Genomic DNA, 26,068 nt, shown 5'->3' on the forward strand with positions numbered 1-26,068 from the left:
TTCTTTCGGTCCTTGGCGGGGGTTATTCGGCGGTGGGGGTGTTGGTGTTGTTCTGGGCGTCGTCGGCAGCCTGGGCAGCAGCCGAATCAGGCCGTTTGGCCTGTACCCAGCCTTCGGCGTTTCGCTGCGGGGCGACTGTCAGGGCGAGCGCACCGGGGGGCACGTCTTTACGCACCACGGCACCGGCACCGGTGTAGGCGCCGTCGCCGATCTCCACCGGGGCGACGAACACAGTGTTGGAGCTGGTGCGCACATGGGAGCCGATGATGGTGCGGTGCTTGTTCTCACCGTCGTAGTTGGCGGTGATGTTGCCGCAGCCGATGTTGCTGTACTCACCGATGGTGGTGTCACCGGCATAGCCGAGGTGGGAGAGCTTGGAGCCGCGGCCCACGGTGACGTTCTTGGTCTCGTAAAAGGCACCGATCTTGCCGTCCTCGCCCAGGACTGTGCCCGGGCGCAAGTAGCTGTAGGGGCCGACGACGCCGCCGGCACCGATCACTGCCCCGGTGCCGTGGGCGCGGGTCACTGTGGCGCCCTGGCCCACGGTGACATCGGTGAGCGTGCTGTCAGGGCCGACCACGGCGTCGCGGGCAATGTGGGTGTCCCCGTGCAGCTGGGTGCCCGGCAGGATGGTGGTGTCCTCCTCCAGGGTCACGGTGGCATCGATCCATGTGCTGGCGGGATCGATCACGGTGGTGCCGGCACGCATGGCGGCGGTGACGGTGCGGCGGTTGAGCTCGGCGCCCAACGCCTGGAGCTGGACCCGGTCATTGGCGCCTTCGACCTGCCAGCGGTCCTCAGTGATCAGCGCAGAGACACGGCGCCCGGAGTCTCTGGCGATGGAGAGCACATCGGTCAGGTACTTCTCGCCCTGGGCGTTGTCGGCTGAGACTCTGCTGAGAGCCTCGGTGAGCGCTGCGGCCTCGAAGGCGTAGATACCCGAGTTGATCTCAGGGATCCTGCGCTGCAGGTCGGTGGCGTCCTTGTGCTCGACAATGCCGGTGACCTCATCGCCTTGGCGCAGGATCCGGCCGTAGCCTGTAGGGTCCTCAAGCTCGGTGGTCAGTACGGTGACGGCGTTGCCGGAGGATTGGTGCTCAGCGACCAGCTCCTGGAGCAGGTCTGAGGTGAGCAGCGGGACATCGCCGTAGGTCACCACCACGGTGCCGGAGCCTGTGTCAGCTCCTGCCTGGCGCAGAGCGTCCAGCCCGCACTCCACGGCCCGGCCGGTGCCGGGGACTTCGTCCTGGTCGGCCAGGAGCACGCCGGGGTCCTGCTGGTGAATATGCGCAGCGACCTGCTCGCGCTGGTGGCGCACGACGGCCACCAGGTGCTCCGGGTCCAGGGCGCGGGCTGCGGTGAGGGCATGGCCGACCATGGAGACCCCGCCCAGGGTGTGAAGGATCTTGGGGGTTCGTGACTTCATACGCGTTCCGGCCCCTGCTGCCAGTACGATGACGGCGGTGGGACGGACGGCGATCTCTGACACGTGGGCTCTCCTGGGGTCAGTTCTGGACAAGCTCCGCCACTAGGACTCGAACCTAGACTCTCGGTACCAAAAACCGGTGTGCTGCCTTTACACCATGGCGGAATATGCAGCCCCACTAGGGTACCGCAGGAGACACGACACTTCGGTGCGAGGAACCCCGACACTGCTGGCGGCTTAGCGAAGAGCGGGGCGTGAGCGCCGCAAGCGCGAACCAGTTCCTTAGGCGTGAAGGCGAGCGCACGCTCGCCGAGGCGGACCCCTGACGTCAGGGACCCGTGCAAACGCATGGCGTTTGTGCGGGCCACGTCAGGGACCGAGCGCGGCACACGCGCCGCCGGGACCAACTTCAGGCGCGAAGGCCCGCGCAAGCGGGCCGAGAGGCGGCGCGACCTGCGCGCGTCGCCGGGACCAGCTCAGAACAGGTCCTTGTGCTTGGCGTAATGCTCCACCGCCGGGTGCGCGGGGCCGGTGCCGTAGATGTGCAGCACCTCGGCAAGTTGGGGGTGGGCGCCCTGCAGGGCTTCGGCGGCGTCGCGGATCTCCGATCCGGAGGCCACCGCGCGCAGCAGATTTCGCATTCCCGCCACAATGGCGGCATCCGGTGCCTGATCGGCCATCACCTTGGTGGTCCGGCCCAGTGAACCCTTGGAGCTCTTGACCTGGTCCAAACGGTGAGGCACCTCTTCGGCGTCCACCTGACCTGCGGCAAGCTGGTCGACCAGCTCATTGAGCTGGTGTACACGCGAGAGCACGGCGGGGTTTCCGATCTTGACACGCTGAGCGCTGTTAAGCTGGGAGAGCATCGGTGCAGAGAGCCCGAGAATACCGGCCAGACCCGCCTGGTTGAGCCCGAAGGCCTGACGGATCCGGTCGAACGTCTCGTTCAGCGGTTCACCATAGGCCGCACGCTGGGCTTCGCGATTCGTCTGAGTCGTTGCACTCATCAGCCACACACTCCTTTGCCTGAAATTTGCTCTAGTAAAGTCTACGGCATGAGAGCGTAAAACTGGCCAGAACCGCGCACCCTACGGCCTCCGACCGCCAAGCCGTCGGACATGAGGGCGTCAGCATCCGCCATACTGGAAGGCACGTGATGACGAACGGGAGAGCAACATCGCATGTCATCAAGGACACAACACTTGACTTTGCGATAGCAACTCTATAAATTTGCTTACGCAAACATAGACGCGATGCCTGGAGGGACAGGCATCACTACGAGACTAAGGAACGGCAATCATGGAAATGCACAGCACCTCCAGTAATGAATCCAGCCGTACCGGGACCAGGCTCTCTGCTCCGCTACGCACCCTGACCGGCATGAGCCTGGCCGCCATCATGGTCGGAGCCTTCGCCCCCTCATCATTCGCCTCCCCGGCAGCCACAGCCTCTTACAGCTCTCACGAGCTGCTGCCGGCGTCGTCATCCTCCTCAGGTCAAGACGACGATCAGGACCAGGAGGACAGCGAAAACCACACAGGCGAAGACGGTGCCCCTGAGATCGAGATGGAAGGCACCGAGATGATCCTGGTGATGGACGCCTCGGGCTCTATGAACGCCGAGGACGCCGGAGACCAGACGCGGATCGCCGCGGCAAAAGACGCCCTGTCCAATGTGGTCGACTCCCTGGAGGACCACCAGAATGTCGGGCTGCGGGTCTTCGCCGGGGAGGTGACCGACAGCGAGGCGCCGGAGGCCTGCGAGGACTCCGAGCTGGTGGTCGAAATCGGCGATGACAACCGTGACGAGCTGAGGAGCGCGATTGACGACTACGAGGCCGTAGGTGCCCGGACCCCCTTGGCCTATGCCCTGGAGCAGGCCGCAGCCGACCTCGGCGATGAGGGCAACCGCACGATCGTGCTGGTCTCCGACGGAGAGGAGAACTGCGCGCCAGATCCCTGCGAGGCAGCTGAGACCATCGCTGAACAGGGCATTGACGTGGCCATCCACACTGTCGGTTTCCAGATCGAGGATGAGGAGGCCGCTGAGGCCCGCGAGCAGCTGCAGTGCATTGCCGAGACCGGCGGCGGCGACTACTACGACGCCTCCGACGCCGAGACCCTGACCCACACCCTGGAGCGGATCAGCCATCGGGCGTTCATGCCCTTCAGCCTGCACGGTGAAGAGGTCGAGCCCGGCTCCAACCAGGACAATGCCCCGGTGCTGGAGCCCGGAGCCCAGTACGTGGGCGCCTTCGAGTACGAGACCATGTACTACAGGATCCCGCGCAGTATGGAGAATTCCACCCTGCACGTGGGCATCGCCACCTACAACGATTCCGGTGACCACTACGAGAACGCCGAGATCGAGCTGACCACCATGGGCGACAACCGCACCTGCGGGCGCCAGCGCGTGCGCTGGTGGGGCACCACGGCCTCGAACCTCTTCCGCACCGCCCAGGTCGCGGCCGCACCGGTCTACGACTCCGAGGACAACGACGCCGGCTGCGGGGAGAACGACGAGCTGCTTCTGGCCATCCACTCCGGCGGCCGCTTCGGCGAGGGCGACGATATCCTCGGCCAGCCCTTCGAACTGCTCGTGGAGGAGGAGCCCGACCCGGTCAACGGCCAGGACTACTACAACGACTACCAGAGCAACGGGCTGCCCTGGGACGGCGATGACTTCGGCTGGATCGAGATGGAGCGCGACCGCGACTCGGAGGAGCAGACCATCGCCGGCTCATCGCTGAACAACGCACCCAAGCTGGAGGCAGGCACCACCTATGACACCGACATCCTCCCCGGGGAGATCCAGGTCTACCGGATCGACGCCGAATGGGGCCAGCAGCTTCAGGCCGAGGCGTTCTTCCCCGAACCCGACAGCAGGCTGAGTGACGAACTGCTCTCCAACTACACCAATGTGCATATGGATATCCTCAGCCCTTACCGTGGCGCTGCCACCCCTAGCCGCAACAGCGGCGGCTCAGACGTCGGCACCGGCCGCGAGCGCATCAGTCCGCAGAACGCCACCACGCTGCACCGCTACTCCCACCCGGTCTGGTGGCCCAACCGCTACAGCACCACCGGCAGCGACAGCGAGCACAGCGCCACTATCGACGGCGAGTACTACCTGGTGATCAGCGCCGATCCGGCTGACGAGAACACCAGCTTCTCCATGCCCTACCGATTGACTGCAGACACTTTCGAGGTCATCGACTCCGAGACTCCTCAGTACTCGCAGACCTCGTCCGATATCCAGGAGGAAGGTACCGCCGAGGAGGATCAGCCCGAAGATGTCAGCACGGAGACTGCCGCAGCCTCATTCGAAGGCCAGAATGACGACGCGGGGGTCGAGGAGCCCGGCGGCGAAGACAACGGTGAGCCGGTGGCCGCTGAGCAGACCGGGTTCTTCTCCGGCACCACCGGAGTCCTGGTGGGACTGGGCGCTTTCGCGCTGCTGCTGATGGCCGCTGGAGGGCTCTTCCTGGCCAGGGTCATCAAGACTGGTGGAAACGAGCAGGTCTGAGCCGGAGCGCGAAAAGGAGTCTGATCATGAAACAGAGTCGAGCGTCCAGCACATCGGCTGGATTCGGTCTGGCAGCGGTGCTGGCCCTGACGCTGGCAGTGCCGGCCACGGCGGAGACCTCCGATCAGGACGCCCCCCTGCAGGGTGAGCATGTCGAACCAGGTACGCATCAGGACAACGCCCCAGTGGTGGAGCCCGGCGACTACTACACCGGCAGCTTCGGCCCCGAGACGCTGTACTACCGGGTCGCCCGGACGATGGAGGAGTCCACCCTCCATGTGGGGCTGACCACCTACGACCAGGAAGGCCAGGCCACCGACGACGCTGAGATCGCACTGGGCACCTTCGACGGCAGCTCCTGCGACTCAGACAGGCTGGGCTGGGAGTCCGGCAGCGCGGGCAACCTGCTGCGCGGGGCTCAGATCCGGGCTACCGCCCCGCGTGACCCCGAGCACCACAGCGCTGTGCCGGAATGCGGCAGCAGCCAGGAACTGCTGCTGACCGTGGAGACTCTCGGAGATGAACTCACCGGGGAGGACTTCGAGCTGGTGATCGCCGAGGAACCTGATCCGGTCAACGGCGACGAGCTGCGCACATCCTTCGAGGATGACGCCGACCACTGGGGCCCTGACGGGCTGACCTGGCAGGAGCTGCAGCGGGATCGTGACGCGGACAACCCGATCGATCCCGGTGGTTCCCTGCACAGCGCACCGCAGGTGGAACCCGGGACCACCTACGACGCCGCCCTGGAACCCGGGGGTATCCACGTCTACCGGATCAGCGCAGACTGGAACGAGCAGATTCAGGCAGAGGTGTTCTTCCCGGAGCCGGACAGCCAGCTCTCCGAGCACCTGGGCCGCTGGTCCGAGGCTGAGGTCTCCATCATCAGCCCCTACCGCGGTGCCACAACGCCCAGTGGAAACCGCGCGCCGAATGAGCAGAACACCTCCAACCGGGTGGATGACACCGCTGCCACCACCCTGCGTGCTCAGTCCTACCCGGTCACCTGGACAGGGCGGTTCGCCGGCAACCAGGTGGGCGGGAATGCCCGTCATGCCACCGTCGCGGGTGACTACTATCTGGTGGTGACCATGGATCCTGCCGAGGAAGGGGCCGACGAAGAGGAGACCTCCTTTGAGGTCCCGTACCGGCTCACCGCTGGTGTGCACCCGGCCTTCGACGAGACCGCACCAGAGTACAGCCAGCCTGCGGTCACCCCGGCCGGCAGCAGCGATGCGGACACCGGCGATGAGCAGAGCGACACCGTTGCCACGCCTGATGAGCAGACCTCAGGAATCAGCGCCGGTCAGGGGCTGGCCATCGGTTTAGGGCTCCTCGGGCTGCTATTGATCGCTGGCGGCGGGCTCTTCCTGGCCCGGGTGATGCGCCAGCAGCGGCCCTAGTGCCGGCCCCTCAGCCGGTGCCGATCAGCTGAGCGCCAGAAACAGCGCTGCCGCCATCACCACCAGCCCCAGGCCGAAGAGGATCAGCGCGATCGCCAGCGCCTGTCCCCGGTTGGCGCGGGTTGTGCTTTGGGCCGCACGGCTCTTCTCTTCGCCGGAGGCATCAGTGTCGGAAGCTGCGTCCATCCGCGGTTGGACTGGAAATCCCGGTCGCTGCGGGGCAGCAGCGGCAGTCCCCACCGGTGCAGCGTGCTCAGGCGGGGCGTGAAACACATTTCCTGGTTCAGTATTGCGGTCTCGCATGCCCAGCTGAGGCACCGGCATCTGCCGCTGCGGCGGGAGATCCTGCCGCTGAGTAGGCTCAGCCATCGCGCCCGGGCCTGAGACGTCCAGCAGCTCTGTGGGCGGATCAGCCGGTGGCGCTTGTGAGCTCGCAGGGTCCGGTGTGTGTGGGGAGGGTCCGCCCGCCGGTACCTCAGAAGGTGCCGGCTGAGCTGCGGCGACGGCGCCCAGCGGCCCATGCTCACCCCACCCGTCGGGCAGCTCAGGGATGTGGTTGAACACCTCGACCTCGCCGAGGAGCTCCTCCGGGGAGGAGTGTTCCAGCAGCCCGGTCGCTTCCAGTGCGCCGCGGGCCTGGGCTGCTGAGGCATAGCGTTCGGTGATCACAGCATTCCCGAGCCGGGCGATGACCCTGATCAGCTCAGTGGGCACGTCCTCGGCCCGTCCTGAGGCAGAGAACGCCTGCAGGACATGAGTATCGGCCTCCGGGGCAACTCCGGTGAGCATCTCCATAGCGCACATTCCGGCGGCGAAGAGGTCTGCCCGGGCTTCGGGCTGCCAGCCGTGGTGGAGGCATTCAGGGGCTACGTAGCCGGGCGTGCCCATGGCGAACGGCCCCTGGGTCAGCCGTGGGGCGTCGTCGCCGGCAGCGATGCCGAAGTCGCCCAGCCACAATCTGGGAGTGCCGCGGCCGGTGGCGTCCAGCATCAGGTTGGCAGGCTTGACATCGCGGTGGACGATGCCTTCGGCGTGGATCGCTTCCAAAGCCGCCAGCAGCTGGTCCAGCAGCACCGCGGCCAGTTGCGGGGGCAGCGGCCCGAAGTCGTTGATCAGGGTGGAGACCGACCCTCCGCGCATCATCGGCATGGTGAACAGGACTTTGTCATCCTCTCCGGCCCAGCCGGTGGGCGCGAGCACATGGGGGTGGTCCAGGCGCATGGACTGCTCGCGCATGAACCGCAGCAGTGAGGCAGCGTCCACCTGGCGGAGCACTTTGGCCGCTGTGTAGTGCTGGCGCTTGCGGTCCCAGGCACGCCACACCACGCCGGCTCCCCCTTCGCCCAGAGGGTCCACCAGCTCATAGCGTCCTGCGAATACGTCACCCACTGGATGTCACCCTATACGCTATGCACCGTATGAACAGGTGAGCACAGGCCACACTGTGCGGCATCAGTACGGCTTAGGATCCGGCAACTGCGGAGAGCGCGCCGAAGCCTGCCCCGAGAATCAGCAGTGCAGCCAGCAGCAGGGCGATGATGCGCGTAACGGTTGTGACCTTCATGGTCTCCAGCCTACCCGCCGTGCCGAATGCGGGCACAAGCTGTCCCTCAACCCCGGCCCTGCTTCATGAGCGCGATCGTCGCAACGGTCTGGTCGAGCGTGCGCAACGGGGACTGCGAGAGACCCGCGTTGATTCAGCGCGCCACCTCGAGCGCCTCCCAGAAGAGCTGTGTGTGCGGCTTCGTCGGGTCCTCCTCATAGCGAATCTCCTCGCCGGTATCGTGAAACCGCACGGATACGGGGCCACCGTGGTAGAACGGGGCCTCGAGCGAAAGGGTCGACTCGGTTCCAACGATCTAGGCGGTGGTCGGGGTATCCGCCAGCATGGAGGCGCTGACGGTTGCTTGGCGATTCGCCGCATCGGCGAGCAGTGCGTTGAACTGTCCGATCGTACCCGGCCCCTCCACGCCGTCGACCGGGTGCCGCTGCCCGCAGGATGCGGTGACTCTCAACCCGGGCAGCACCTCGTTGGCGAACATCATGACGTATGTTCCGATGTCGTTCATCGCCCCACCACCCTGTGCCGGATCCATGGCACGGTGGTGGTCCACGAGACGCTCACCGAGCGTTCGCATACACCTCGACAACCTCGCCGAGCATGCCGCTGGCGAGCACCTGGCGCACTACAAGAGTAGCGAGGCAGCGCGAGCGACGACACTGCCTCCATCGCGAACAGCCCCTTTTCCCGTGCATAAGCGGTGAGTGCCCGGGCCTCGGAAAGCCGCGGTGTCATGGGTTTCTCGATGAGAACAGGCTTGCCCGCCTCCAGCCCAAGCCGGGCATGCTCGAAGTGATCGAGGTGACCGGTGGCAATGTAGACAACATCGACGTCGCTCGCGACAAGGTCGTTGTACGAGCCGTATGCGCGCTCAATACTGTGCTCGGCCCCAAACTCGTCCGCACGCCCCTGGCTTCTGGAGCCGACCGCGACAACCTGTTACTAATGAGTGCGTAAGTTGCCTGAAAGAACCAGCACATCCCTCCAGGTCAGCTCAGTGCAGATTTGGGGATGGTGTGCGGATCGGGTACGTCCGGGCGCGGAATGCGGCCGGTGACCGAATTGTGCTGAAACTGCTCGGTCATGCACTCGCCTCCACTGACACAAAGGCTCCGCCCGAGTGCATCGACTTGACGGCAGCGGCCGCAGCTCGCGTAGCGTCCCGCCCATCCTCAACGGTGGCCAAGCCTGGTGTGTGCCCCTCGTTCAGTGCATTCACCCACTTCTGCAGCTCAACGCGGTAGGACTCGGCGGAACGAGGGCGGAAATCAGCCAGGATACCGGTGCTGGTCGCAAGCTCGGAGGAAACAGCGACGCGGTGCGGCTCGGCAATCTCGATGGCACCGGTCTCGCAGACGACTTTGCAGCGCATGTCGTAGCCGTAACGGGCATTGAGGAAGATCTCGACGGTCGAGAGCACCCCATCGGCAGTACGTAGCTGGAGGAAAAACGGGTCACGCAGGTCGGTGTTCGAGCTCGTTGTCTCGGGGGCGTGCCAGCTGACCTCGGTGACGGGCGAACCAAGCAGCCACGGCACGAGGTCGAGATCATGGATCGCGGAGTTGAAGATGACCGTCTCGTCAGTTACGGCGGGACCGGAGGCGACGCCGCGGCCGGTTGAGTGGACCATGAGCGGGCGGCCGGAGGTGCCCGAATCGAGGAGGCGCTTCTGCTCAATTCGGGATCAAAGCAGCGCATGAATCCTACATGCACCAGCGGTGTGCCGTCGCCGACCGCAACGCGGTGGGCTGTGACGACCTGCTCGGCCTCTTCGACCGAGTAGAATAGCGGCTTCTCGCACAGCGTCGGCTTGCCTGCGGTAAGGCAGGCGAGCGTCTGCGCTGCATGCCGGAAATCAGGTGAGGCGATGACCACCGCATTGACGTCGGTGTGATCTATGAGCTCCAACGGCTCGGCGAAGGCTGTTGCCCCCACCGCCGCAGCGGCGTCCTTTGCCCTTTTGGGATCGGGGTCGGCGACTGCGGTGACCGTCGCGCCCGAGACTTCACGGTGCAGGCACTGGGCGTGAAATGCTCCCATCACGCCGGTTCCGATGATGCCGATTCTCATAGCCAACCCATTTGTTCTAACAAATAAGTCAGATCGAGTCTGGTCGAAGGCAAGGCCGGTGTCGATCCGTCAGCGGAATATCTCACCGGCCTAACAAGTTCACTGCGACACTTCCACACCTCCGCCTTGGTTCTCGACAGCAGTTCACGCACTTGCAGCTACAGCTGAGTAGATGAGGATGTAGATGAGCTCAGGCCTGCGCAGCCCCTTGAAACGCTTCGCGAAATCGATCCAGCGCGGCGTCGGGATCCCCCGAGGCCCACGCTTCGAGTGCAATAATGCCCTCATAGTCGGCCCCATGGAACGCGCGGGCAATTGCCGGGTAATTAATCTCGCCTGTGCCGGGTTCCTGCCGCCCGGGTACATCCGCAACCTGTATCTCTACCACCCACGGCAAGAGGCCAAGGATGCGCTCGATGAGGTTTCCTTCATCGATCTGTGCGTGGTAGATGTCATAGTTGAGGCGAAGAGCCGAGCTGCCGACCTCCCGCACGAGCCGAGCTGTGTCCTCGGAGCGCGCGAACGGGGTGCCGGGATGATCGACCCGTATTGAGATTCTCCAGGGTGAATACCTTCCCAGCCCGCTCACCGAGACGCGCCAACTTGCTGAGCGTCTTAAACGCTGCGATCCAATCGGAGCCAGAGATCGACTGGCGCGGATACACCGGCGACCCCCGTTGTCGAGGCCGGTTCCGTGCACATTCAGACGTGGGCAGTTGAGCAGGTGCGCCACCTCGAGCGACTGCTCAGCCGAGGAGAGAAACGCTACGCTCCCCTCATCGGTAGTAAGGTCTCCGGAAACATAGCCGGTCATTGATGAGAAACTGCACCCGTGCCGCGCAGTTCTTTGATGTCCTTCGCCGTCCAGTCCCAGATCTCCACCTGAAATCCTTGGTCATGAATGCGGGCAACGCGCTCCACGAAGAGTCGGTCGTGGTAAAGCATCTCGGCATCGGCTGCAAGCGTGAAAGTCATGATCGTGTCCGTTCACTCGTTTTTTGCGGTTGCCGCTCAGGCCACGGCACCGGCCTTGTCAAAGGAAACAGGGGCACTGCGGGTCACCGATTCGATACAAGCGAGGGCGATGGACAGGGCAGCTCGCGCGTCCTCTCCCTGAGCACCGGTCACCTCAGCACCACTACGCACCGCTTCGGCGAAGGAGATGAGCTCGCCAACACCTCACCACGCACGTCGTACCCGTAGGCAGCGGAGAAACTCGCCTCGGCGTCCGCGATCGCGCCGTTGTCATAACGAATCGTCACCATAGCAGTGTCAAGCAGGCCCGACTGTTTGAAATCGAGGTAGGCGAGTGCATCGGCCGCGGCGAACACCTCCACCGGACACGCGCCCGAGTTGAACCAGTTCAGCGTATCGAAATCGTGGGTTAGGGTTTCGAGGAAGATCGTCCACGGCCGCACCGCACCCGGATCCGGGATGCCGGGGTCACGGGTGAGGGAGCGCATGAGCTGCGGGGCGCCGATGCCGCCATCCGCAACCACAGCACGAGCTGCAGCGAAGTCGGTTGAAAAGCGACGATTGAATCCAGTCTGCAACACCACACCGGCAGCGCGCGTCGCCTCGATTGCGCGGTCCGTATCCTCGATGCGTGAGTGCCATCGGCTTCTCGACGAAAACCGCCTTCCCTGCCCCAGCAGCGGCGACTACGATCTCCGCGTGGGTGAATGCGGGTGAGGAGATCACAACACCGTCGACCTGGTCATCGGCAAGCAGATCAGCCGCGTCGAGGTAGGTCTTAGTCACTCCCAACGGTGCAGCCACCCGGTCAGCGGCGCCCGGTGTCGGGTCGGCTACGGCCTCAAGCACGGCACCCGGAACACGATTTGAAATCGTCTCGGCATGGAAAGCACCGATCCACCCCGAACCAATCAGGCCGAGGCGCACAGGCGATGCATGGCTGTGATGAGTCACGGATGGCTCCTTCGATCCGAAGACATGATCGTCGAACCCTAATAGCACGTTCTAGTTTCGGGCTGACACTTCAACAGTGACGCCGACGACAGCAGGTAAAACTAGAACGTGCTAGTTACCGCTTCAAGTTCCCACCTCGCAGTGCGGCCCCCGTGCTGCTTCGCACGGCGAGTGATACCATCACTCGGTGTTCCGTCACAGGGGAGGCAGGGTCTTCGATACGCCTCTCGGCAGCGTCTATCGCGAGCGCGGCCATGCGCCGCGGATCGGGCCGCACACTTGTGAGATCGAGAAACGGAAAGCGTGCAACGCTGCTGTCGTCGAATCCAATCACAGAGATATTACCGGGCACTTGGACTCCGGCGCGCACTAGCGTTTCGACGAGTCCGAAGGCACAGCGGTCGTTTGCGCACACCACGGCAGTTGGGCGCGGGTCAAGGTCGAGGAGTTTATGGGCCGCAGCGTGACCACCCGCCTCTGTGTATTCGGTTGAGATCATCACAGTCCGGTCCCCGATCCCATGTCCCTGCATGGCAAAGAGATACCCTTTCGTAGCGTTCGCCTGCATTCGGCCCTGCTTCAGGCCCGGCATACGCAATACTCTGATGTCCGAGTCCGACGAGGTGATCAACGGAAAGGCCAATGCCTGCCGCGTTTTCGACCCGCACCTCATCGAAGGAATCTGAGTCCGCCCGCGGACCGCCGAGCAGCACCACAGGTACGGTTTCGGGCAGATCGGAAATCAATCCAAACCCTTTCTCCGCGGCGAGCACGATGAGGGCCTCGATGCGTTGCCGCATCAGCTCGTCAAGCGCGGTCTGCTGTGTGCGCCCCGGCCCCATATGACTGAGCACAAGGCTGTACCCTCGAATCGCAGCCTCTGCGTAGAGGGCATCGACGAGATCGGCTTCGAACGGCTATCGCATAGTGAACAGCACACCGAGCAGCCGCGTCCGTCGCTGCCGAAGCAGACGAGCAGATGCATCCGGGTAATAACCAATCTCTCGGGCGGCTCTGAGCACGCGCTCCCGGGATTCGTCCGAAGCACCGGGCACCCCTCGCAGCACAATCGAGACAAGAGGGGGCGACAGCCCCACCCGGTCGGCCACATCCTGCATGGTGGGCCGGCGTGCTGCAGGGCCGACCTTGTCGCGGCCTATGGGGGTGTCAGGCTGCCTCATGCTCCTATATTCCCACGCGGGGAGGAGTCTGCCTCATCCGTCGTAGGCACCGGGCACATTCTGATCCCAGTCGATGATCGAGCCAGTGACCACACCACTTCGGTCACTGAGCAGGAACACCACCGCATCGGCAATTTCATCGGGCTGCCCAAGCTTACCCATCGGCTGAGCCACCTCAGCCGCAGCGAGCCAATCAGAATCGGCGTTGTGAAACGTCTGCTGTGTCACCGACTCCCCTGGTGTTGCCGTCCACCCGATGTTCAGCCCATTGATGCGCACACGGTCGAAGCGGTGGGCAAATGCAGCATTCCGAATCAGACCCGCGAGTCCCGCCTTCGAGGCCGCATAGGGAGCCAGATACGGCTGTCCGCCGTGCATCGACATCGACAGGATATTGACAATCGTCCCGGGAGCACTGCGCGAGGTCATGTCAGCAACAGCGGCCTGCATGGTCATGAACGGCGCAACGAGGTTCACCGCGAGGTGCTCGTCGAGCAGCTCGCGCGTCGTGTCAAGCAACGCGCCACGGCTAGTGGAGCCAGCAGCGTTCACGAGGCTGTCGATGCGTCCAAAACGCTCGATAGTCTCAGCGACAGTACGCTCAGCTTCGCCCGGCTTGCCCAGGTCAGCGATAATCGCCAGCACGCGACTGTCTGGAGTGCCGTCAGTGCCGCCGAAAGGAGCCCCATCCGCAAGTTCCTCACCGTTGAGAATGCGGTGGATCGCCGCCGTGGCACGCTCCGCTTTCTCTCGACTGCGGCCAACGATTGCGATGCCCTCAGCACCCTCACGCGCCGCGGCTTCGGCAACCGCTAGACCGAGCCCCTGTGTGCCACCGGTGACAAGCAGAACCTTTCCGGTCATCAATTGCTGCATAGTAACTCCTCTCAGTTGAGTCGGCCCGGACGCAGGGGGAGGCCGCAAGTCTCATAGACCTGGTCGATGAGCGCCATGGTGCGGCGAGAGCGCTCGAGTTCTACAGTGCTGCAGTCCCCCCTGCGCACCGCCTTTCGAATACGCTGCAGCTGGTAGGTGTATGAGGAGATCTTACCCATGTGTTCGACCCGTTCTTCCCAGTCGTCCGCGTTGACTGAACCGGTACCCCCTCGCACGATGAGCCGATCATCCTCCTGCGGCTTCACGAAGTTCGGCGCAAACACTGAACCGCGGGTTCCTTGGACTTCGAAGCTGAAGTCCCATTCAGGACTCTGCATATCTGTCCACATCTCAACCGGCACCGCACCAAGCGTGAACTCAGCACGCACTGCGGCATCGACACGGGCATCAGTCGCGTAGAGATCTGCTTGTGCAGAAATCAGCTGCAGGGGCGCGTCAAGTGCCTCACCTACTAACAGCAGAGCATTGATCGCATAGCAGCCGAGGTCCATGATGGCACCGCCGGCAAGGTCGAAGCTCCAGCGAGGATCCGTTGGGGGTGGTCCCGGCATGGTCATGGCCACCCGCACTCGGCCGACAGCGCCGATCTCGCCGTTGCGCACGATCTCGATCAGACGGGACATGAGTGGATGGTCGGCGTAGTGGAACGCCTCCCATGCCCAACCTGCCGCAGTCCCGGCCGCATCAGCGGCAGCAATCTCAGCCGTCAGCTTCGCAGCCATACGGTCGAACTCTGGCAGGTTCGAGGCGAGTGGTTTCTCGACAAGCACCGAGCGTCCCGCTTCGAGGGCTCGCACGGTCCACTCGGCGTGCAGTCCGTTGGGCAGGCCGATGTAGATGAGATCGAGTGAGTCATCCGCGATGAGTTCCGCATAGCTGTCGCGGATGCCGTGATAACCGTGCTCAGCCGCATAGGCGCGGGCGCGCTCAGGATCACGAGCGGCGACTGCGGCTCGCTCGTCACCGGTCTCCCGAGCGGCTTCGGTGATCGCCAATTCCGCGATGCGTGATGCACCAAGCAGGCCAATGCGCAACGGGTCCGAGCTGGTCATGCCGCCACTGCCTCGCGAATGAATTCGACGCTCAGGCGTGCGTTCTCGAAGGCACGTTTCGCATCGTCTTCGTTCTCGACGACGGTATCCTGCTCAAGCACATACCATCCGTCGTAGCCTGAGTCGCGCAGTGCCGTGATGATCTCGGCCACACGCGCGTCACCGACACCGAGCGCCTGATACATGCCCTGGCGCACGCCCTCACGGTAATCAATCTCTCCTGCGCGCACGCGTGCTGCAATGTCGAGGCTGACATCTTTCAGATGCGCGTGCACAATCCTCTCAGCGTGCTGCTGCACCAGTGCGAAGGGGTCGCCTCCGCCGAGGGTGTAGTGACCAGTATCGATGCAGAGGCCAATCCGTGAACCCTCGACGACTCGGGCCGTGGCCTGAGGAGTCTCGACGACAGTGCCCAAATGCGGATGCAGCGTCGCCACGACGCCAACGGCCGCAGCGGCATCGAGTGCGCGGTCAAGATTTGCGAGCAGGGTTCGCCATTCCTCTTCGCAAAGTTCGGCCGTGCCGTCATAGCCGACTTCCCCCGTCACAGCCGAGAGCACCATCGTGCCAGCTCCAGCAGCGACATAGGCCTCCAGTTCGCGCTCGATGATGGGCAGCGGATCCCCCTCCCTTCCGGGCTCCGCTGTCTTGTGCAGCACCACTGGGAAAAATCCACCGACGGCCTGAAGTCCGGCATCAGCGAGTGCGACGGCCCGGTCGGCTGGGTTGTCGGGGAGAAAGCCCTCGGGACCGAATTCGGTTGCGGTAATCCCTAGCGAGACCATCTCACCGAGCACACGCTCACGGTCAAGCTGCAGTCCCCAGTCCGGGACTTCGATGACACCCCAGCTGATGGGCGCGGATGCGATGCGTGCGTTCATGCTTACTCCCTGGTGCGTAGTTCTGATGTCGGCTAAGACTTGATCGCGGCGGTAGTGCCGGAGACTGCTGCGCTCGGCTCCCAAGCCCGGGTCTCAGCTGATCGTTCCGCAGCGGTGACAACTTGTGCGGCGGAGAGCGCATCCTGAATATTCGAGTTGAACGACTCGCGTCCCAACACCGACTGAACAAACTTTTTCGCCTCAATCACCTTGAGGTCGTCATAGCCCATCGACGTTCCTGAACCTGGCTGGAAACGACCGAAATCGCCCATACCCGGGTGCGCCATCACGCGGGTATAGCCCTGGTCTTGCGTCCCAAGTCCGCCGGAGATGTGCAGTTCGTTCATGCGCTCGAAGTCCCAGTGCGCCGAGCCCTCGGTGCCGTAGATCTCGATGCCGTAGCTGGAGCGCGGCCCCACAGAGACGCGCGAAGCCTCGAGGGTGCCTACTGCCTCTGGTGCGACCGCCTCGCCTGAGAGACGCACGAGCATCGCCGCGTAGTCCTCATTCTCAACAGGCTTCATCTCGCCGTCCTCTATGACAGCGAAGTGGGTGCCACTTCCCATAGGTAGCTCAGGGCGCTGCGTGTATACGGTCGAGGTCACAGCAGTCACCTCGGCAATGGGCCCCAACGCGTACTGAACAAGGTCGACCAGATGGCCCATGAGGTCCCCAAGAACACCGTTGCCGGCCAGAGCCTTCACGAAGCGCCACGAGAGTGCTCCGTTGGGGTTGGAGGAGTAATCAGCGAACATATGGCCGCGGATATTGGTGATGCGGCCGAGTTTTCCTGCAGCGATAATCTCGCGCAGATACTCAACCACAGGAGCGTGGCGGTAGTTAAACCCAATCGAGCTCACAACCCCGGCCGCGGCCGCGGCCTCGGCGACTGCGCGAGTTTCCTCCTTACCGCGGCCCACAGGCTTTTCGATCCAGAAGTGCTTGCCAGCCTTAGCTGCGGCGATGCCGATCTCGGCATGAAGAAAATTCGGGGCGCAGATCGAGACGACGTCGACCTCGGGATCGTTCAGCACATCGTGATAGTCCGCGGATGCCTTCTCGTAGCCGAGCACCTCAACGGCATCCTCAGCTCGCGCCGCGGCCGGATCAGCAGCGCGTACCAACCGCGGCTTGACCTTGAGGTCAGGGTAAACATAGCGCAGATTCGAGTAGGCGCGGCTGTGCAGTTGGCCCATCCACCCCACACTGATAAGCCCGACTCCGATCGTCGTGGTCCCGTCTTCATTGGTCTGCATAAACGATGCTTCTTTCCGGTCGAGGTGCGGCGCACCTATACGTCATTGTGGGCCAGTCTGCGAGCCGTTCAACCCCTTGAAACCCTGAGAATGGACCGGTCCAAATTCTAGAGATCAGCGCTGACAGGTGTCAACACACCACCAAATGAGAGAACTCTTTATGCCGAAGATCATTCGCGTCGCAGTTGTCGGAGCCGGCTTGGCCGGTCAAGCTCATGCGTTCGGATACCGCAACGCTGCGATGGCCGATGTCCTGAGCCGCGTGCGAGTCGAGCTCGACACTATCGTCGACCCGAACAGCGCACTCGCCGATGAAGTCGCAACGCGCTATGGATTCGCACGCACTCCCGCATCGATCGACTAGATCCTCGATGATACGCGCAGAGAAGCCAGTCGGCGCCACTGCCACAGAGGCCGCAGAAATGGCAGAGATCGCGGCAACACGGCCGGACCAGATCGCGGCGGTCGGATTCTCTTCCTACCGGCATATCCCTGCTACGGCTGCCGAGCGGTGGCCGAGGGTCGCATCGGCCGCCCATACTTCGGCCGCGCCCACTACTTCGCCGACTATACACTCGACCCACACAGTGCCCGCACCTGGCCTTTCGTCCAGCAGGCCAGCGGAGGAGGCACACTCATCGAGTACCCCATGCCGACCGGGGAGCATGGGGCGCTCTGCGACTGTCTCAGAGACCGAGTTCGGCGAAGCCAGCAACGATGACACGGCACTGCTCACTGTTCTCTTCGAATCAGGGGCAGTCACCTCATACGATGCGCGTGGTGCCGGCGGACCTGGACAGCTCAGCAGAGCGCCGTCCAGTGATCGTGGCACCGTATGATCAGTAGTTCTATGACTACCATCCCGCGCACCGTCACCATGGACTCCGTAGCCGAGGAGGCCGGGGTCTAGCGAGCCACTATGCCCTGGCTTATCACGGGGTAAAGGGACTGAGCCAGGCATCGATTCAGTGGCCACCGATGACCGTCTTGGCGGCATCATCGCCACGCAGCATTTGCTTGAGCTTGGCCACCGCAGCGTCACCCACCTCTCCCCTCCGAACGGCGACCTCGATCATGCACGCCGCGATGGGTACCGCGAGACGATACTCCAGGCCGGTATCGCCCCCGGACGAGATTGACACCGGGTTTTCGATCGATGACGCTACGACTACTGCCGTCGGGTTGCTGCACAGGGCAGACCGCCCGACTGCGATCTTCGCCGATAACGACGTAGCTGCTCCTGGGGGTGCTCACCGCAGCTGCCGACTTGGGTATCAGGGTTCCGCAGCAACTGTAGGTCGTAAGCTACAACAATACACAGGCTGCTTGACTTCCCGGCATCGGGCTCACACCCATCGACCAGCATGCGCTACGTCTCGGGCAGCTTGGAGCGGAGTATGCTCTCGAGGCACTGGGCTTGGGCAGCTCTGCGCGACCCGACGCCCCGAGACAGACTCTGCTGACTCCCTCGCCTTGCCATCGTTCTTCGATGGCACCGCCTCCATGAGGCAGCGCATCACGCCTATGGCCGGGGCACCTGCTTAACCTGTCCGGTTGAGCAGGTGCCCCGGTCACAACTCACCTCGATTGCGGAGTTAGCGTTCTTGTTCGGGTAGGTCCACGATCTTCACAGCCTCCGTGAGGGGCACTTTTCCGACCCCGGCTGCGGAGTCGTGCTGTACCTCATCGCGGATCGCGCGCACCTCGCTGGTGTCCGTACCCGCGTCACGCAGCTCGTGCACCAGCTGCTCAAGTTCGGCTCCACCAGCCATGAGCCCGGTGAGCTCTTCGAGCGTGATCTCGTCCTTCTCGTAGTAGCCGATGTTCTGGCCACGTTTGAGGAGCAAGAACCGGTTGCCCACCGGATAGGCATGGTGCGGGTTGTGCGTAATGAACACCACGCCCAGGCCGCGTTCACGAGCCTGGATGACGTACTTGAGCACCACACCCGACTGCTTCACCCCCAATGCTGCGGTCGGCTCGTCCAGGATGAGGACCTTGGCGCCGAAATACACCGCCCGGGCAATCGCCACGCACTGACGCTCACCACCGGAGAGGGTGCCGATCGGCTGCTCAACATCACGCAGGTCAATGCCCATGTCGAGCAGTTCCTTCTTCGCAGTCTCTTTCATGAAGGGGATATCCAGCCGCCTAAACGGACCCCATCCCTTCGTGGTCTCAGATCCAAGAAAGAAATTGCGCCACACCGGCATGAGCGGCGCCACCGCGAGATCCTGGTACACGGTCGCGATGCCGTAATTGAGCGCCTCACGCGGTGAGCCGAGCTTCACCGGCTCGCCCTCGATCTCAAATACACCTCCGTCGTGCTGGTGCAGGCCCGCGATGATCTTGATGAGGGTGGACTTGCCGGCGCCATTGTCGCCGAGCACGCACATCACCTCACCAGCGCCTACCTTCAAACTCACGTCACGCAGGGCGATGATGTTGCCATACCGCTTCTCGGCTTCACGAAGTTCAACAAGGGGTGGGTCAGCATCCCCGGCCTGCCTCGCAGACGTCACCTGTTCAGCTTGGGCGTTCATGTTTTCCTCCTGCCTCCTCCCTTGGCCGCTCGCCTCTGGAGCGAGAAGTTCAATACGGTAGCGCCCAGCAGCATCGCGCCAAGGAAGAACCGCAGCCAATCCGGGTTCCACTCCGCATACACCACACCGCTCAGCGCCATGCCATAGATCAGGGCACCAATGGCGCCACCGATGGCCGAACCATAACCACCAGTGAGCAAACACCCACCGACCACCGCGGCAACAATATAGAGGAACTCGTTACCGATACCCTCACCCGACTGCACAGTCCGGAAAGCGAACAGGTTGTGCATGCCCAACAGCCACGCGCAGAACCCGACACCCATGTACAGGCCAATCTTGGTGCGCCACACGGGCACGCCGACCGCACGGGCCGACTCGGGAGCGCCGCCAGACGCGTAGATCCAGTTGCCGACCTTTGTGCGGCGCAGAATCCACGTCGCAAGGATCACCAGCGCAATCCAATAGATCACCGTGATGCGCAGGTTCACCCCGAAAATCGGGACGCTGGAGGCAAAGACCGCCGCGGCCGAGTCAAACCCTGGCCACTGTGCAATCGAGGGCGAGGCCACCCCACCAGTGATCATTCTCGTGACCCCCAGGTTCAACCCTGTGAGCATGAAGAATGTGGACAGGGTAACGATGAAGCTCGCCAGCCTCGTCTTCATCAACAACCAACCATTGATGAAGCCCACGCCGAGTGAGAACACCAGGCCGAGAAGTACGCCGACCCACACGTTCGTGCCGAACCAGTACACGAACAACGACGCCGACAGCGCACTGGATATCACCGCGACGCCAGTCGAGAGATCGAACTCCCCACCGATCATCAGCAGTGACACACCCAGCGCCATGATGCCGACCGTCGAGGCACCATACAATATTGTTGCCATGGAAGATGGCTGGGTGAACTGCGGCGCAGTGATCGCGAAAATTGCGAACACCACTACCGCACCGGCTACTGCGCCGGCCTCGGGCTTCGTGAAGAACTTCGTAAACCAGTTCCCCGAAGCAACACGCTCATCTTTCGGTACAGTCTTAGCTGTGCTATTCATCAGCTGCCACTCTCTTTCAGCCTGGTATCCCGTCTAGCCCTCGTCCTCATCATCGGGTGCCTGCTCGTCCTCATCAGAATCCGAGTCAGCACCGTCCTCGAACTGGGCGGCGACCGTGTCCAAGTTCTCAGGAGTGATGACCGCCGGGCCGGTAAGCACGGCCTGGCCACCGCCAAGTATGTATCCCCCGGAGTCGTAGAGCCGGACCGCCTCGATACTGGAGTAACCCTGCAGCCAGGGCTGCTGGTCCGAGGCGAAAGCCATATCTCCGTCCCTAATGGCGTTATACACATCGCCGCTCACATCCGTGGTGGCAACTTGAGCATCGCTTCCAGCATCGGCAACCGAGTCGATTGCGGTCATGCCGAAAGGCGCGCCGAGGGCAACCACAAAGTCGATGTCGGAGTTTGTCTGCAGGCTTGAAGTGATCGTCGAGGCAACATTGGTCATGTCCTGACCATTGACATACACAACTTCGGACTGCCCGTCATAGGTATCGGCGAGACCCTCGCAGCGGGCTTCCAGTCCAACGTGGCCCTGCTCCTGGATCACGCAGATCGCGCGGTCCGATCCCTCTTCGTTGAGCTGCTCACCGACTGCCTGGCCGGCGATGTACTCATTCTGTCCAAAGTGCGCCAGGACTCCCATCTCAGCGTATTCATCTTCGCCAGCATTAATGCTGTACACAGGGATATCTGCGGCAAGCGCGTCCTGCACAGCACTTGACATAGCCTCTGGCGTAGCAAGAGTGACCACGATTCCGTCTACGTTCTGCTCGATTGCCTGGCTCACGAGCAGGGCCTGCCCCGAGGCCTCTGGGTCACTCGAGTACAGCAGATCGATATTATTGCGCTCTGCCGAGGCCTCGGCACCACTGCGAACAATATCCCAGAAGGTGTCACCAGGAGCCTGGTGGGTAATGAGGGCGACGCGCAAATCGTCTTCCTCGACGCCACCATCGCCTGCGCCACCTCCAGCACCTGCCGGACCACCGCCACACGCAGCGAGCGTCAAAGCTGCTACCGCGGCGATTCCTGCGAATCCAAATTTTGTCCAGCGCCGTTGATCTGACGTCGACATAGATTTCACTCCCTCATCTATTTGAACTTATGGCGTTCAAAGCGTTCGCCCTCAGTTTCGCGTTATCACAACATCGCTGCCTTTGGGGTAGGCCCAGTGATGCTTTGATAACACCCAGTGCTTGACGGCGGCTGATATGCGCTGATCGGCAACGCTACAGCCAGAACGCTGGCCAATGCTGCCGTCCAACGCCCGGTTCCACACTTCCGGTCAGCCGTCCTGACAACATGGTCTACATAATGTCCTGACAAACTTGAACCGGTCCAAATTGTGACATGGCTCTCAGTCAATTGTCAATACATGACTTGCCGACACGGTTCACCAGCTTGAGATGTGGTTGACGGTCTGCCAGTCACTCATGAAAAACCGCATGTACAGCACTGTCACGCTCCATCCAGATCACGTGCTGGACTGGGCCTCAGCACTGGGCGGCAAAGGCGGGGGACCCTCCCTCGAGGGTGGCAGTGACTGCTTCGGCGGCCATGCGAAACGTGGCCACCATCGCCCCCTCCGACAAGCCCGTGGTATGCGGACTCAGCAGCACGCGCGGATCGCCCGCCAACGGATGCCCCTGCACCGGCTCAGCCGCAAACACATCGAGGCCTACTCCGCCCAGCACACCCTCGTCGAGCGCGACGCGCAGGGTTTCAGCGTCGACCAGATCAGCACGAGCGCAGTTCACGAGCACCAACCCGGGCCGCGCGCTGCGCAGAAGCTCGATCGGCAGCAATTCCCCGCCACCGCCTGGCAGATGCAGCGTGATCGCGTCGGCCTCGCGCGCTGCGTCTGTCAGTGAGACATTCTCATGAGTCTCAGACTGCACATAGGGGTCATGCACTATCACTCGCATCCCGAAGGCCTCACCGAATCCAGAAATGATGCGGCCGATGCGACCGTAGCCGAGCACCGCCAGCGTCTTGCCGTACAGATCTCCCGGTACCGGCACCGCCTCAAAGCCCCACCGGCCAGAGGCGACGAAGGCGTTCGACTCGCCAACCCGCTTCACCAGTGAGGCGATCATCCCAAATGCGCCCTCGGCGACCGCACGGCTGTTGCTTCCCGGTGTCACCGCTACGGCGATGCCGCCTTCCGCACACGCTTCGACATCGACGCGATCCACACCGACACCCGTGCGGGCAACGACCCGCAGGTTCGGCATCCGCGCAAGCAGCGCTCGGCCCACGTCATATGCCGCACGCACAATCGCGCCGTCGGCCTGAGCAAGGTCATTCGCAGACGGCTCGACGACGAACACCACGTTCTCAGGCAGATGCGGCAGAACCAAAGCCGGATCGACTGGTCCCAGACCGACGACCACTGGGGCCCTTGCCGAAGATGTCCCATCCCGATCGAGTCCTGCTAGCCTCTCACCCTGTGGCATGCTTCACCCCGAGTCCCTCGGGAATCGAGGCGCGAACAGTTGAGGCGAGCAGCGTCGCGTCAGAACCGAGCGCGAGAAACCCAAAGCCACGGGCACGATACCGATCGATCGTGGCGCGGTCGTTGGCTAGAATCCCGGCAACTTTGCCGTGCCGCCGGCACACATCGACCACTCGGTCGAGTACCTCCTGAAACCCGGGGTCATCGAACTGGCGCGGCACTCCGAGCGCGTAGCTCAGGTCCTGCGGACCGACAAAGAGAACGTCGGCTCCGGGGGTCGCAGTGATGGCCTCGAGATCATCGACTGCGCCCCGAGTTTCTATTTGCACGATGCCGATGGCCTGCTCATTCGACCGGTCTAATGCCGCCGTGTCCAGGGTCCAACGGGCTGCACGGTTGTAGCTCGCGACCCCGCGTCCGCCTTCGGGCGGGTACAGCTGGTGACTGCGTGCCTCTGCCGCCTCGGCAGCACTGGATATGCGCGGAAACATCACGCCTGCGGCACCCGAATCAAGGGCACGGCCGATGCGAATCCGCTCCGGCTGCTCAACGCGCACCAGCGTGGCAGTCCCGTAAGCTCCAACGGCGGCGACAATGGCACCGACCTGATCCTCATCGCCGCCACCGTGCTCGAGGTCGACCAGCACCCAGTCAAGTCCTGCCGCAGCGCACACCTCGGCCGCGCTCACCGAACCGAGCCCCAGAAATGTGCCGATAGTTGTCTCACCCGCGAGAAAACGCTCACGAAGGGTGCGCCCGGCGACCAGCGGCCCCCCTGCGTGGCGTGCTCCCCCTGCACAGCTCATCCGTGCCACCGCTGCAGCGTAAGGCCCTCACTGTATTCGCCGAGCTTTTCGGAGGTGTCAACATGTTCCCAGACTTCAGCAGGTGAAACATCCCACCATGCTCCTGCAGAGGGCAAGTCGGCGTGCGGAATCGTGGGCACCACGATGACGACCGGGCCGCGCACATCGCGAGTCTCATCGAGCGCTGCGCGCACCTCTTGGCTGGTGGTTGCCTTCCGCACCTCAGCCCCAAGTCCTCCGGCGATCTGCGCGAGATCGATCTTCAGATAGTCGCCTTCCAGACGATTCTCCCGCGCAGCAGCCATTTCAGCCTTGTGGACAGCACCGACCAATGCCCCTGCAGCAGCTTCCGCGCCGGGGCCTTCGCGATAGCGGAACTCATTGCCGAAGTGCTCTCCTGTGCGCCACATCTGCAGTCGGCGGATCACCTGGTAGCCGTGATTCTCGGAGATGACAAGGGTGAACGGGATGCTTTCCTGGGCCGCGGTAACGATTTCGGTGGGCATCATGATGAAGGTGCCATCGCCGATGAACGCAGTCACCCGGTGCGCGGGATCGGGATCGGCAACCCGCACGCCCATCGCCGCGGGCAGCTCGTAACCCATGCAGGAGAAGCCGAACTCAAGATGCGCCGTACGCCCCTGAGTCGCGTCCCACACCTTTTGCAGGTCACCAGGAGGCCCACCAGCGGCTGCCACGATCGTGTCACCCGCCTGGGCGTGCTCGTGCAGCAGCCCGATGAGCTGTCCCTGAGTCAGCACGGCATCGGTGTCAGGCAGCTCCGAGTGCTCCTCCTTCGGGAATCGCGTATCAGGGTCCAGCGCAGCAGCACGAGCGGGAAGCCACTCAGCCCGAGCTGCTTCGACCCTTTCGCCCCAGACTGCCGGCACACGGTAATTCTCCAGCTCCGCGGTGAGCCCCTCGAGTGCGAGTCGGGCATCGGCGATGGCTGCAGTGGCACCCTGTTTCACGGCGTCGTGCTCGACGATGTTGATGGATGCGAAGCGCACTGCGGGGTTTGCGAACAGCGACTGCGATCCGGTGGCGAAGTCGGTGAGCCTGGTGCCGATATGCACGATGAGGTCGGCTTCGGCGGCCAGCGCGTTCGTGGTCGGCGATCCCTCAAGGCCGATGCCGAAGGCTCCCCACGGCCCGTCTTCGGTAAGCGCGCCTTTGCCGCCAAAGGTCTCAGTGATGGGCAGCCGAGTCTGCTTGCCGAGATCGGTCAGTGTCTGCTGCGCTTCGGAGTAGATGACACCTCCACCTGCAATGACCAAAGGTTTCTCGGCCTGTTTGATCAGCGAAGCGACCTGGGCGACTTCATTGGTGTCCGGCACACGACGGCGGATCACCCACTCACACTCCTCAAAGAACTCCACGGGGAAGTCGCAGGCGTGCGACTGAACGTCTTGTGGCAATGCCACCACGGCAGCTCCGGTTTCCTCGGGGTTGGCGAGCAAGCGGAACGCCTGCGGCAGCGCGGTGAGCAGCTGCTCTGGGCGGGCAATGCGGTCGAAGAAACGCGAAACGGGGCGGAATGCATCATTCGCAGTCACATCTGGGGTACCCGGCAGATCGAGCTGCTGAAGCACCGGGCCCTGGCGTCGAGTGGCGTAGGTATCCCCGGGGAAAAGTAGCAGCGGAATGCGGTTGACCGTCGCCAGCGCTGCAGCGGTCACAAGATTTGTCGCGCCAGGACCGATCGAGGCGGTGACAGCGAGTGTCTGGCGCCGCTTGGTTGCCTTCGCGAAGCCGGTGGCCATGTGGCCCAGTGCCTGCTCGTTGCGCCCTTGCACGAATGGCAGGCGGTCTGCGTGTTCAGCCAACGCCTGTGCGAAACCGGCGACGTTGCCGTGGCCGAAAATGCCGAGCGCTGCGGGCACGAAACGTCGGGCCTGGCCATCAGCGACCGAATACTGGGCCGAGACGTAGCGCACAATGGCTTGTGCGGCGGTGAGGCGTACTGTCTGCCCCGAGATTCCCTGAACCATGATGAATAGCTCCCTTGTTGCTGTTTGCCTGA

General features: G+C 63.2%; 26 protein-coding genes, 1 tRNA gene and 1 pseudogene. 3 read left to right on the forward strand and 25 right to left on the reverse strand.

The genetic code is table 11. From position 1 onward, the window contains the following. Positions 1 to 22: 22 nt before the first annotated feature. From glmU to DVO78_RS01185, 3 genes are all read right to left on the reverse strand, one after another. Positions 23 to 1,489, reverse strand: a complete 1,467-nt coding sequence (gene glmU / locus DVO78_RS01175) for a bifunctional UDP-N-acetylglucosamine diphosphorylase/glucosamine-1-phosphate N-acetyltransferase GlmU (protein ID WP_120002974.1) — start codon at positions 1,487 to 1,489, stop codon at positions 23 to 25. A gap of 31 nt (positions 1,490 to 1,520) precedes the next feature. After that, positions 1,521 to 1,591 (reverse strand) — tRNA-Gln (locus DVO78_RS01180). A gap of 311 nt (positions 1,592 to 1,902) precedes the next feature. Next, positions 1,903 to 2,433: a threonine/serine exporter family protein gene (locus DVO78_RS01185; RefSeq protein WP_120002975.1), complete on the reverse strand. Its 531-nt coding sequence runs from the start codon at positions 2,431 to 2,433 to the stop codon at positions 1,903 to 1,905. Positions 2,434 to 2,725: 292 nt separating this feature from the next. Between DVO78_RS01185 and DVO78_RS01190 the strand changes: the two genes are divergently transcribed. Beyond that, positions 2,726 to 4,951: a vWA domain-containing protein gene (locus DVO78_RS01190; RefSeq protein ID WP_120002976.1), complete on the forward strand. Its 2,226-nt coding sequence runs from the start codon at positions 2,726 to 2,728 to the stop codon at positions 4,949 to 4,951. 26 nt (positions 4,952 to 4,977) lie between these two features. Continuing rightward, positions 4,978 to 6,354 (forward strand): hypothetical protein, encoded by a 1,377-nt coding sequence (locus DVO78_RS01195; RefSeq protein ID WP_120002977.1) that lies wholly within the window; start codon positions 4,978 to 4,980, stop codon positions 6,352 to 6,354. 24 nt (positions 6,355 to 6,378) lie between these two features. Here DVO78_RS01195 and DVO78_RS01200 read toward each other — a convergent pair whose 3' ends face one another. The 15 genes and pseudogenes from DVO78_RS01200 to DVO78_RS01250 form a co-directional block, all read right to left on the reverse strand. Next, positions 6,379 to 7,743 (reverse strand): serine/threonine-protein kinase, encoded by a 1,365-nt coding sequence (locus DVO78_RS01200; RefSeq protein ID WP_120002978.1) that lies wholly within the window; start codon positions 7,741 to 7,743, stop codon positions 6,379 to 6,381. Between the two features lie 470 nt (positions 7,744 to 8,213). After that, positions 8,214 to 8,492, reverse strand: a complete 279-nt coding sequence (locus tag DVO78_RS17855) for a hypothetical protein (RefSeq protein ID WP_238385070.1) — start codon at positions 8,490 to 8,492, stop codon at positions 8,214 to 8,216. Further along, positions 8,420 to 8,794, reverse strand: a pseudogene (locus DVO78_RS17860) (Gfo/Idh/MocA family protein); the annotation flags it as partial. The pseudogene DVO78_RS17860 and the gene DVO78_RS17855, both read right to left, overlap by 73 nt. Before the next feature lie 202 nt (positions 8,795 to 8,996). Next, a complete protein-coding gene (locus DVO78_RS17865) occupies positions 8,997 to 9,545 on the reverse strand; it encodes a Gfo/Idh/MocA family protein (protein ID WP_238385071.1) in 549 nt (182 codons plus the stop codon). Beyond that, positions 9,500 to 9,985, reverse strand: coding sequence for a Gfo/Idh/MocA family protein (locus DVO78_RS17870; protein ID WP_238385072.1), 486 nt, complete (start codon positions 9,983 to 9,985; stop codon positions 9,500 to 9,502). The genes DVO78_RS17865 and DVO78_RS17870 overlap by 46 nt, the downstream gene beginning before the upstream one ends. A gap of 190 nt (positions 9,986 to 10,175) precedes the next feature. Beyond that, a complete protein-coding gene (locus tag DVO78_RS01215) occupies positions 10,176 to 10,799 on the reverse strand; it encodes a TIM barrel protein (protein ID WP_120002979.1) in 624 nt (207 codons plus the stop codon). Continuing rightward, a complete protein-coding gene (locus DVO78_RS17385) occupies positions 10,796 to 10,960 on the reverse strand; it encodes a hypothetical protein (RefSeq protein WP_157983796.1) in 165 nt (54 codons plus the stop codon). Before DVO78_RS17385 ends, DVO78_RS01215 begins: the two co-directional genes overlap by 4 nt. 149 nt (positions 10,961 to 11,109) lie before the next feature. After that, on the reverse strand, positions 11,110 to 11,544 hold the full coding sequence (locus DVO78_RS17875) for a Gfo/Idh/MocA family protein (RefSeq protein ID WP_238385073.1): 435 nt from the start codon (positions 11,542 to 11,544) through the stop codon (positions 11,110 to 11,112). Further along, positions 11,429 to 11,962 carry a Gfo/Idh/MocA family oxidoreductase gene (locus DVO78_RS17880; RefSeq protein ID WP_338016548.1) on the reverse strand — a complete coding sequence of 178 codons (534 nt, stop codon included), beginning with the start codon at positions 11,960 to 11,962 and terminating at the stop codon, positions 11,429 to 11,431. Before DVO78_RS17880 ends, DVO78_RS17875 begins: the two co-directional genes overlap by 116 nt. A 67-nt stretch (positions 11,963 to 12,029) precedes the next feature. After that, positions 12,030 to 12,587, reverse strand: coding sequence for a LacI family DNA-binding transcriptional regulator (locus DVO78_RS18275; RefSeq protein WP_120002980.1), 558 nt, complete (start codon positions 12,585 to 12,587; stop codon positions 12,030 to 12,032). A gap of 244 nt (positions 12,588 to 12,831) precedes the next feature. Then, positions 12,832 to 13,095, reverse strand: a complete 264-nt coding sequence (locus DVO78_RS01230; RefSeq protein WP_120002981.1) for a LacI family DNA-binding transcriptional regulator — start codon at positions 13,093 to 13,095, stop codon at positions 12,832 to 12,834. Positions 13,096 to 13,128: 33 nt separating this feature from the next. Further along, entirely contained in the window at positions 13,129 to 13,971 is an 843-nt protein-coding gene (locus DVO78_RS01235) for an SDR family oxidoreductase (protein ID WP_120002982.1), read from the reverse strand. Between the two features lie 11 nt (positions 13,972 to 13,982). After that, the gene (locus DVO78_RS01240) at positions 13,983 to 15,044 is read right to left on the reverse strand and encodes a Gfo/Idh/MocA family protein (RefSeq protein WP_120002983.1); all 1,062 of its coding nucleotides are present in this window, start codon (positions 15,042 to 15,044) and stop codon (positions 13,983 to 13,985) included. Next, a complete protein-coding gene (locus DVO78_RS01245; RefSeq protein WP_120002984.1) occupies positions 15,041 to 15,925 on the reverse strand; it encodes a sugar phosphate isomerase/epimerase family protein in 885 nt (294 codons plus the stop codon). The genes DVO78_RS01240 and DVO78_RS01245 overlap by 4 nt, the downstream gene beginning before the upstream one ends. 32 nt (positions 15,926 to 15,957) lie before the next feature. Next, the gene (locus tag DVO78_RS01250; protein ID WP_120002985.1) at positions 15,958 to 17,181 is read right to left on the reverse strand and encodes a Gfo/Idh/MocA family protein; all 1,224 of its coding nucleotides are present in this window, start codon (positions 17,179 to 17,181) and stop codon (positions 15,958 to 15,960) included. 160 nt (positions 17,182 to 17,341) lie between these two features. Between DVO78_RS01250 and DVO78_RS01255 the strand changes: the two genes are divergently transcribed. Then, positions 17,342 to 17,545 carry a hypothetical protein gene (locus tag DVO78_RS01255; protein WP_120002986.1) on the forward strand — a complete coding sequence of 68 codons (204 nt, stop codon included), beginning with the start codon at positions 17,342 to 17,344 and terminating at the stop codon, positions 17,543 to 17,545. Positions 17,546 to 18,146: 601 nt separating this feature from the next. On the opposite strand, the gene DVO78_RS17390 is transcribed toward DVO78_RS01255, so the two are convergent. From DVO78_RS17390 to DVO78_RS01285, 7 genes are all read right to left on the reverse strand, one after another. Then, positions 18,147 to 18,323, reverse strand: coding sequence for a hypothetical protein (locus tag DVO78_RS17390; protein WP_157983798.1), 177 nt, complete (start codon positions 18,321 to 18,323; stop codon positions 18,147 to 18,149). A 453-nt stretch (positions 18,324 to 18,776) separates the two neighbouring features. Further along, the gene (locus tag DVO78_RS01260) at positions 18,777 to 19,724 is read right to left on the reverse strand and encodes an ATP-binding cassette domain-containing protein (RefSeq protein WP_120002987.1); all 948 of its coding nucleotides are present in this window, start codon (positions 19,722 to 19,724) and stop codon (positions 18,777 to 18,779) included. Beyond that, complete coding sequence (locus tag DVO78_RS01265) at positions 19,721 to 20,779, reverse strand: ABC transporter permease (RefSeq protein ID WP_120002988.1); 1,059 nt, start codon at positions 20,777 to 20,779, stop codon at positions 19,721 to 19,723. Before DVO78_RS01265 ends, DVO78_RS01260 begins: the two co-directional genes overlap by 4 nt. Positions 20,780 to 20,812: 33 nt before the next feature. Further along, entirely contained in the window at positions 20,813 to 21,715 is a 903-nt protein-coding gene (locus tag DVO78_RS01270) for a substrate-binding domain-containing protein (RefSeq protein WP_338016549.1), read from the reverse strand. 562 nt (positions 21,716 to 22,277) lie between these two features. Next, the gene (locus tag DVO78_RS01275; RefSeq protein ID WP_120002990.1) at positions 22,278 to 23,240 is read right to left on the reverse strand and encodes an NAD(P)-dependent oxidoreductase; all 963 of its coding nucleotides are present in this window, start codon (positions 23,238 to 23,240) and stop codon (positions 22,278 to 22,280) included. Next, positions 23,227 to 24,045: an HpcH/HpaI aldolase family protein gene (locus DVO78_RS01280; RefSeq protein WP_120002991.1), complete on the reverse strand. Its 819-nt coding sequence runs from the start codon at positions 24,043 to 24,045 to the stop codon at positions 23,227 to 23,229. The genes DVO78_RS01275 and DVO78_RS01280 overlap by 14 nt, the downstream gene beginning before the upstream one ends. Then, positions 24,042 to 26,036: a thiamine pyrophosphate-dependent enzyme gene (locus DVO78_RS01285; protein WP_120002992.1), complete on the reverse strand. Its 1,995-nt coding sequence runs from the start codon at positions 26,034 to 26,036 to the stop codon at positions 24,042 to 24,044. Before DVO78_RS01285 ends, DVO78_RS01280 begins: the two co-directional genes overlap by 4 nt. Positions 26,037 to 26,068 lie beyond the last annotated feature (32 nt).

Source organism: Nesterenkonia muleiensis (assembly GCF_003600155.1).
GTDB classification, from domain to species: Bacteria; Actinomycetota; Actinomycetes; order Actinomycetales; family Micrococcaceae; genus Nesterenkonia; species Nesterenkonia muleiensis.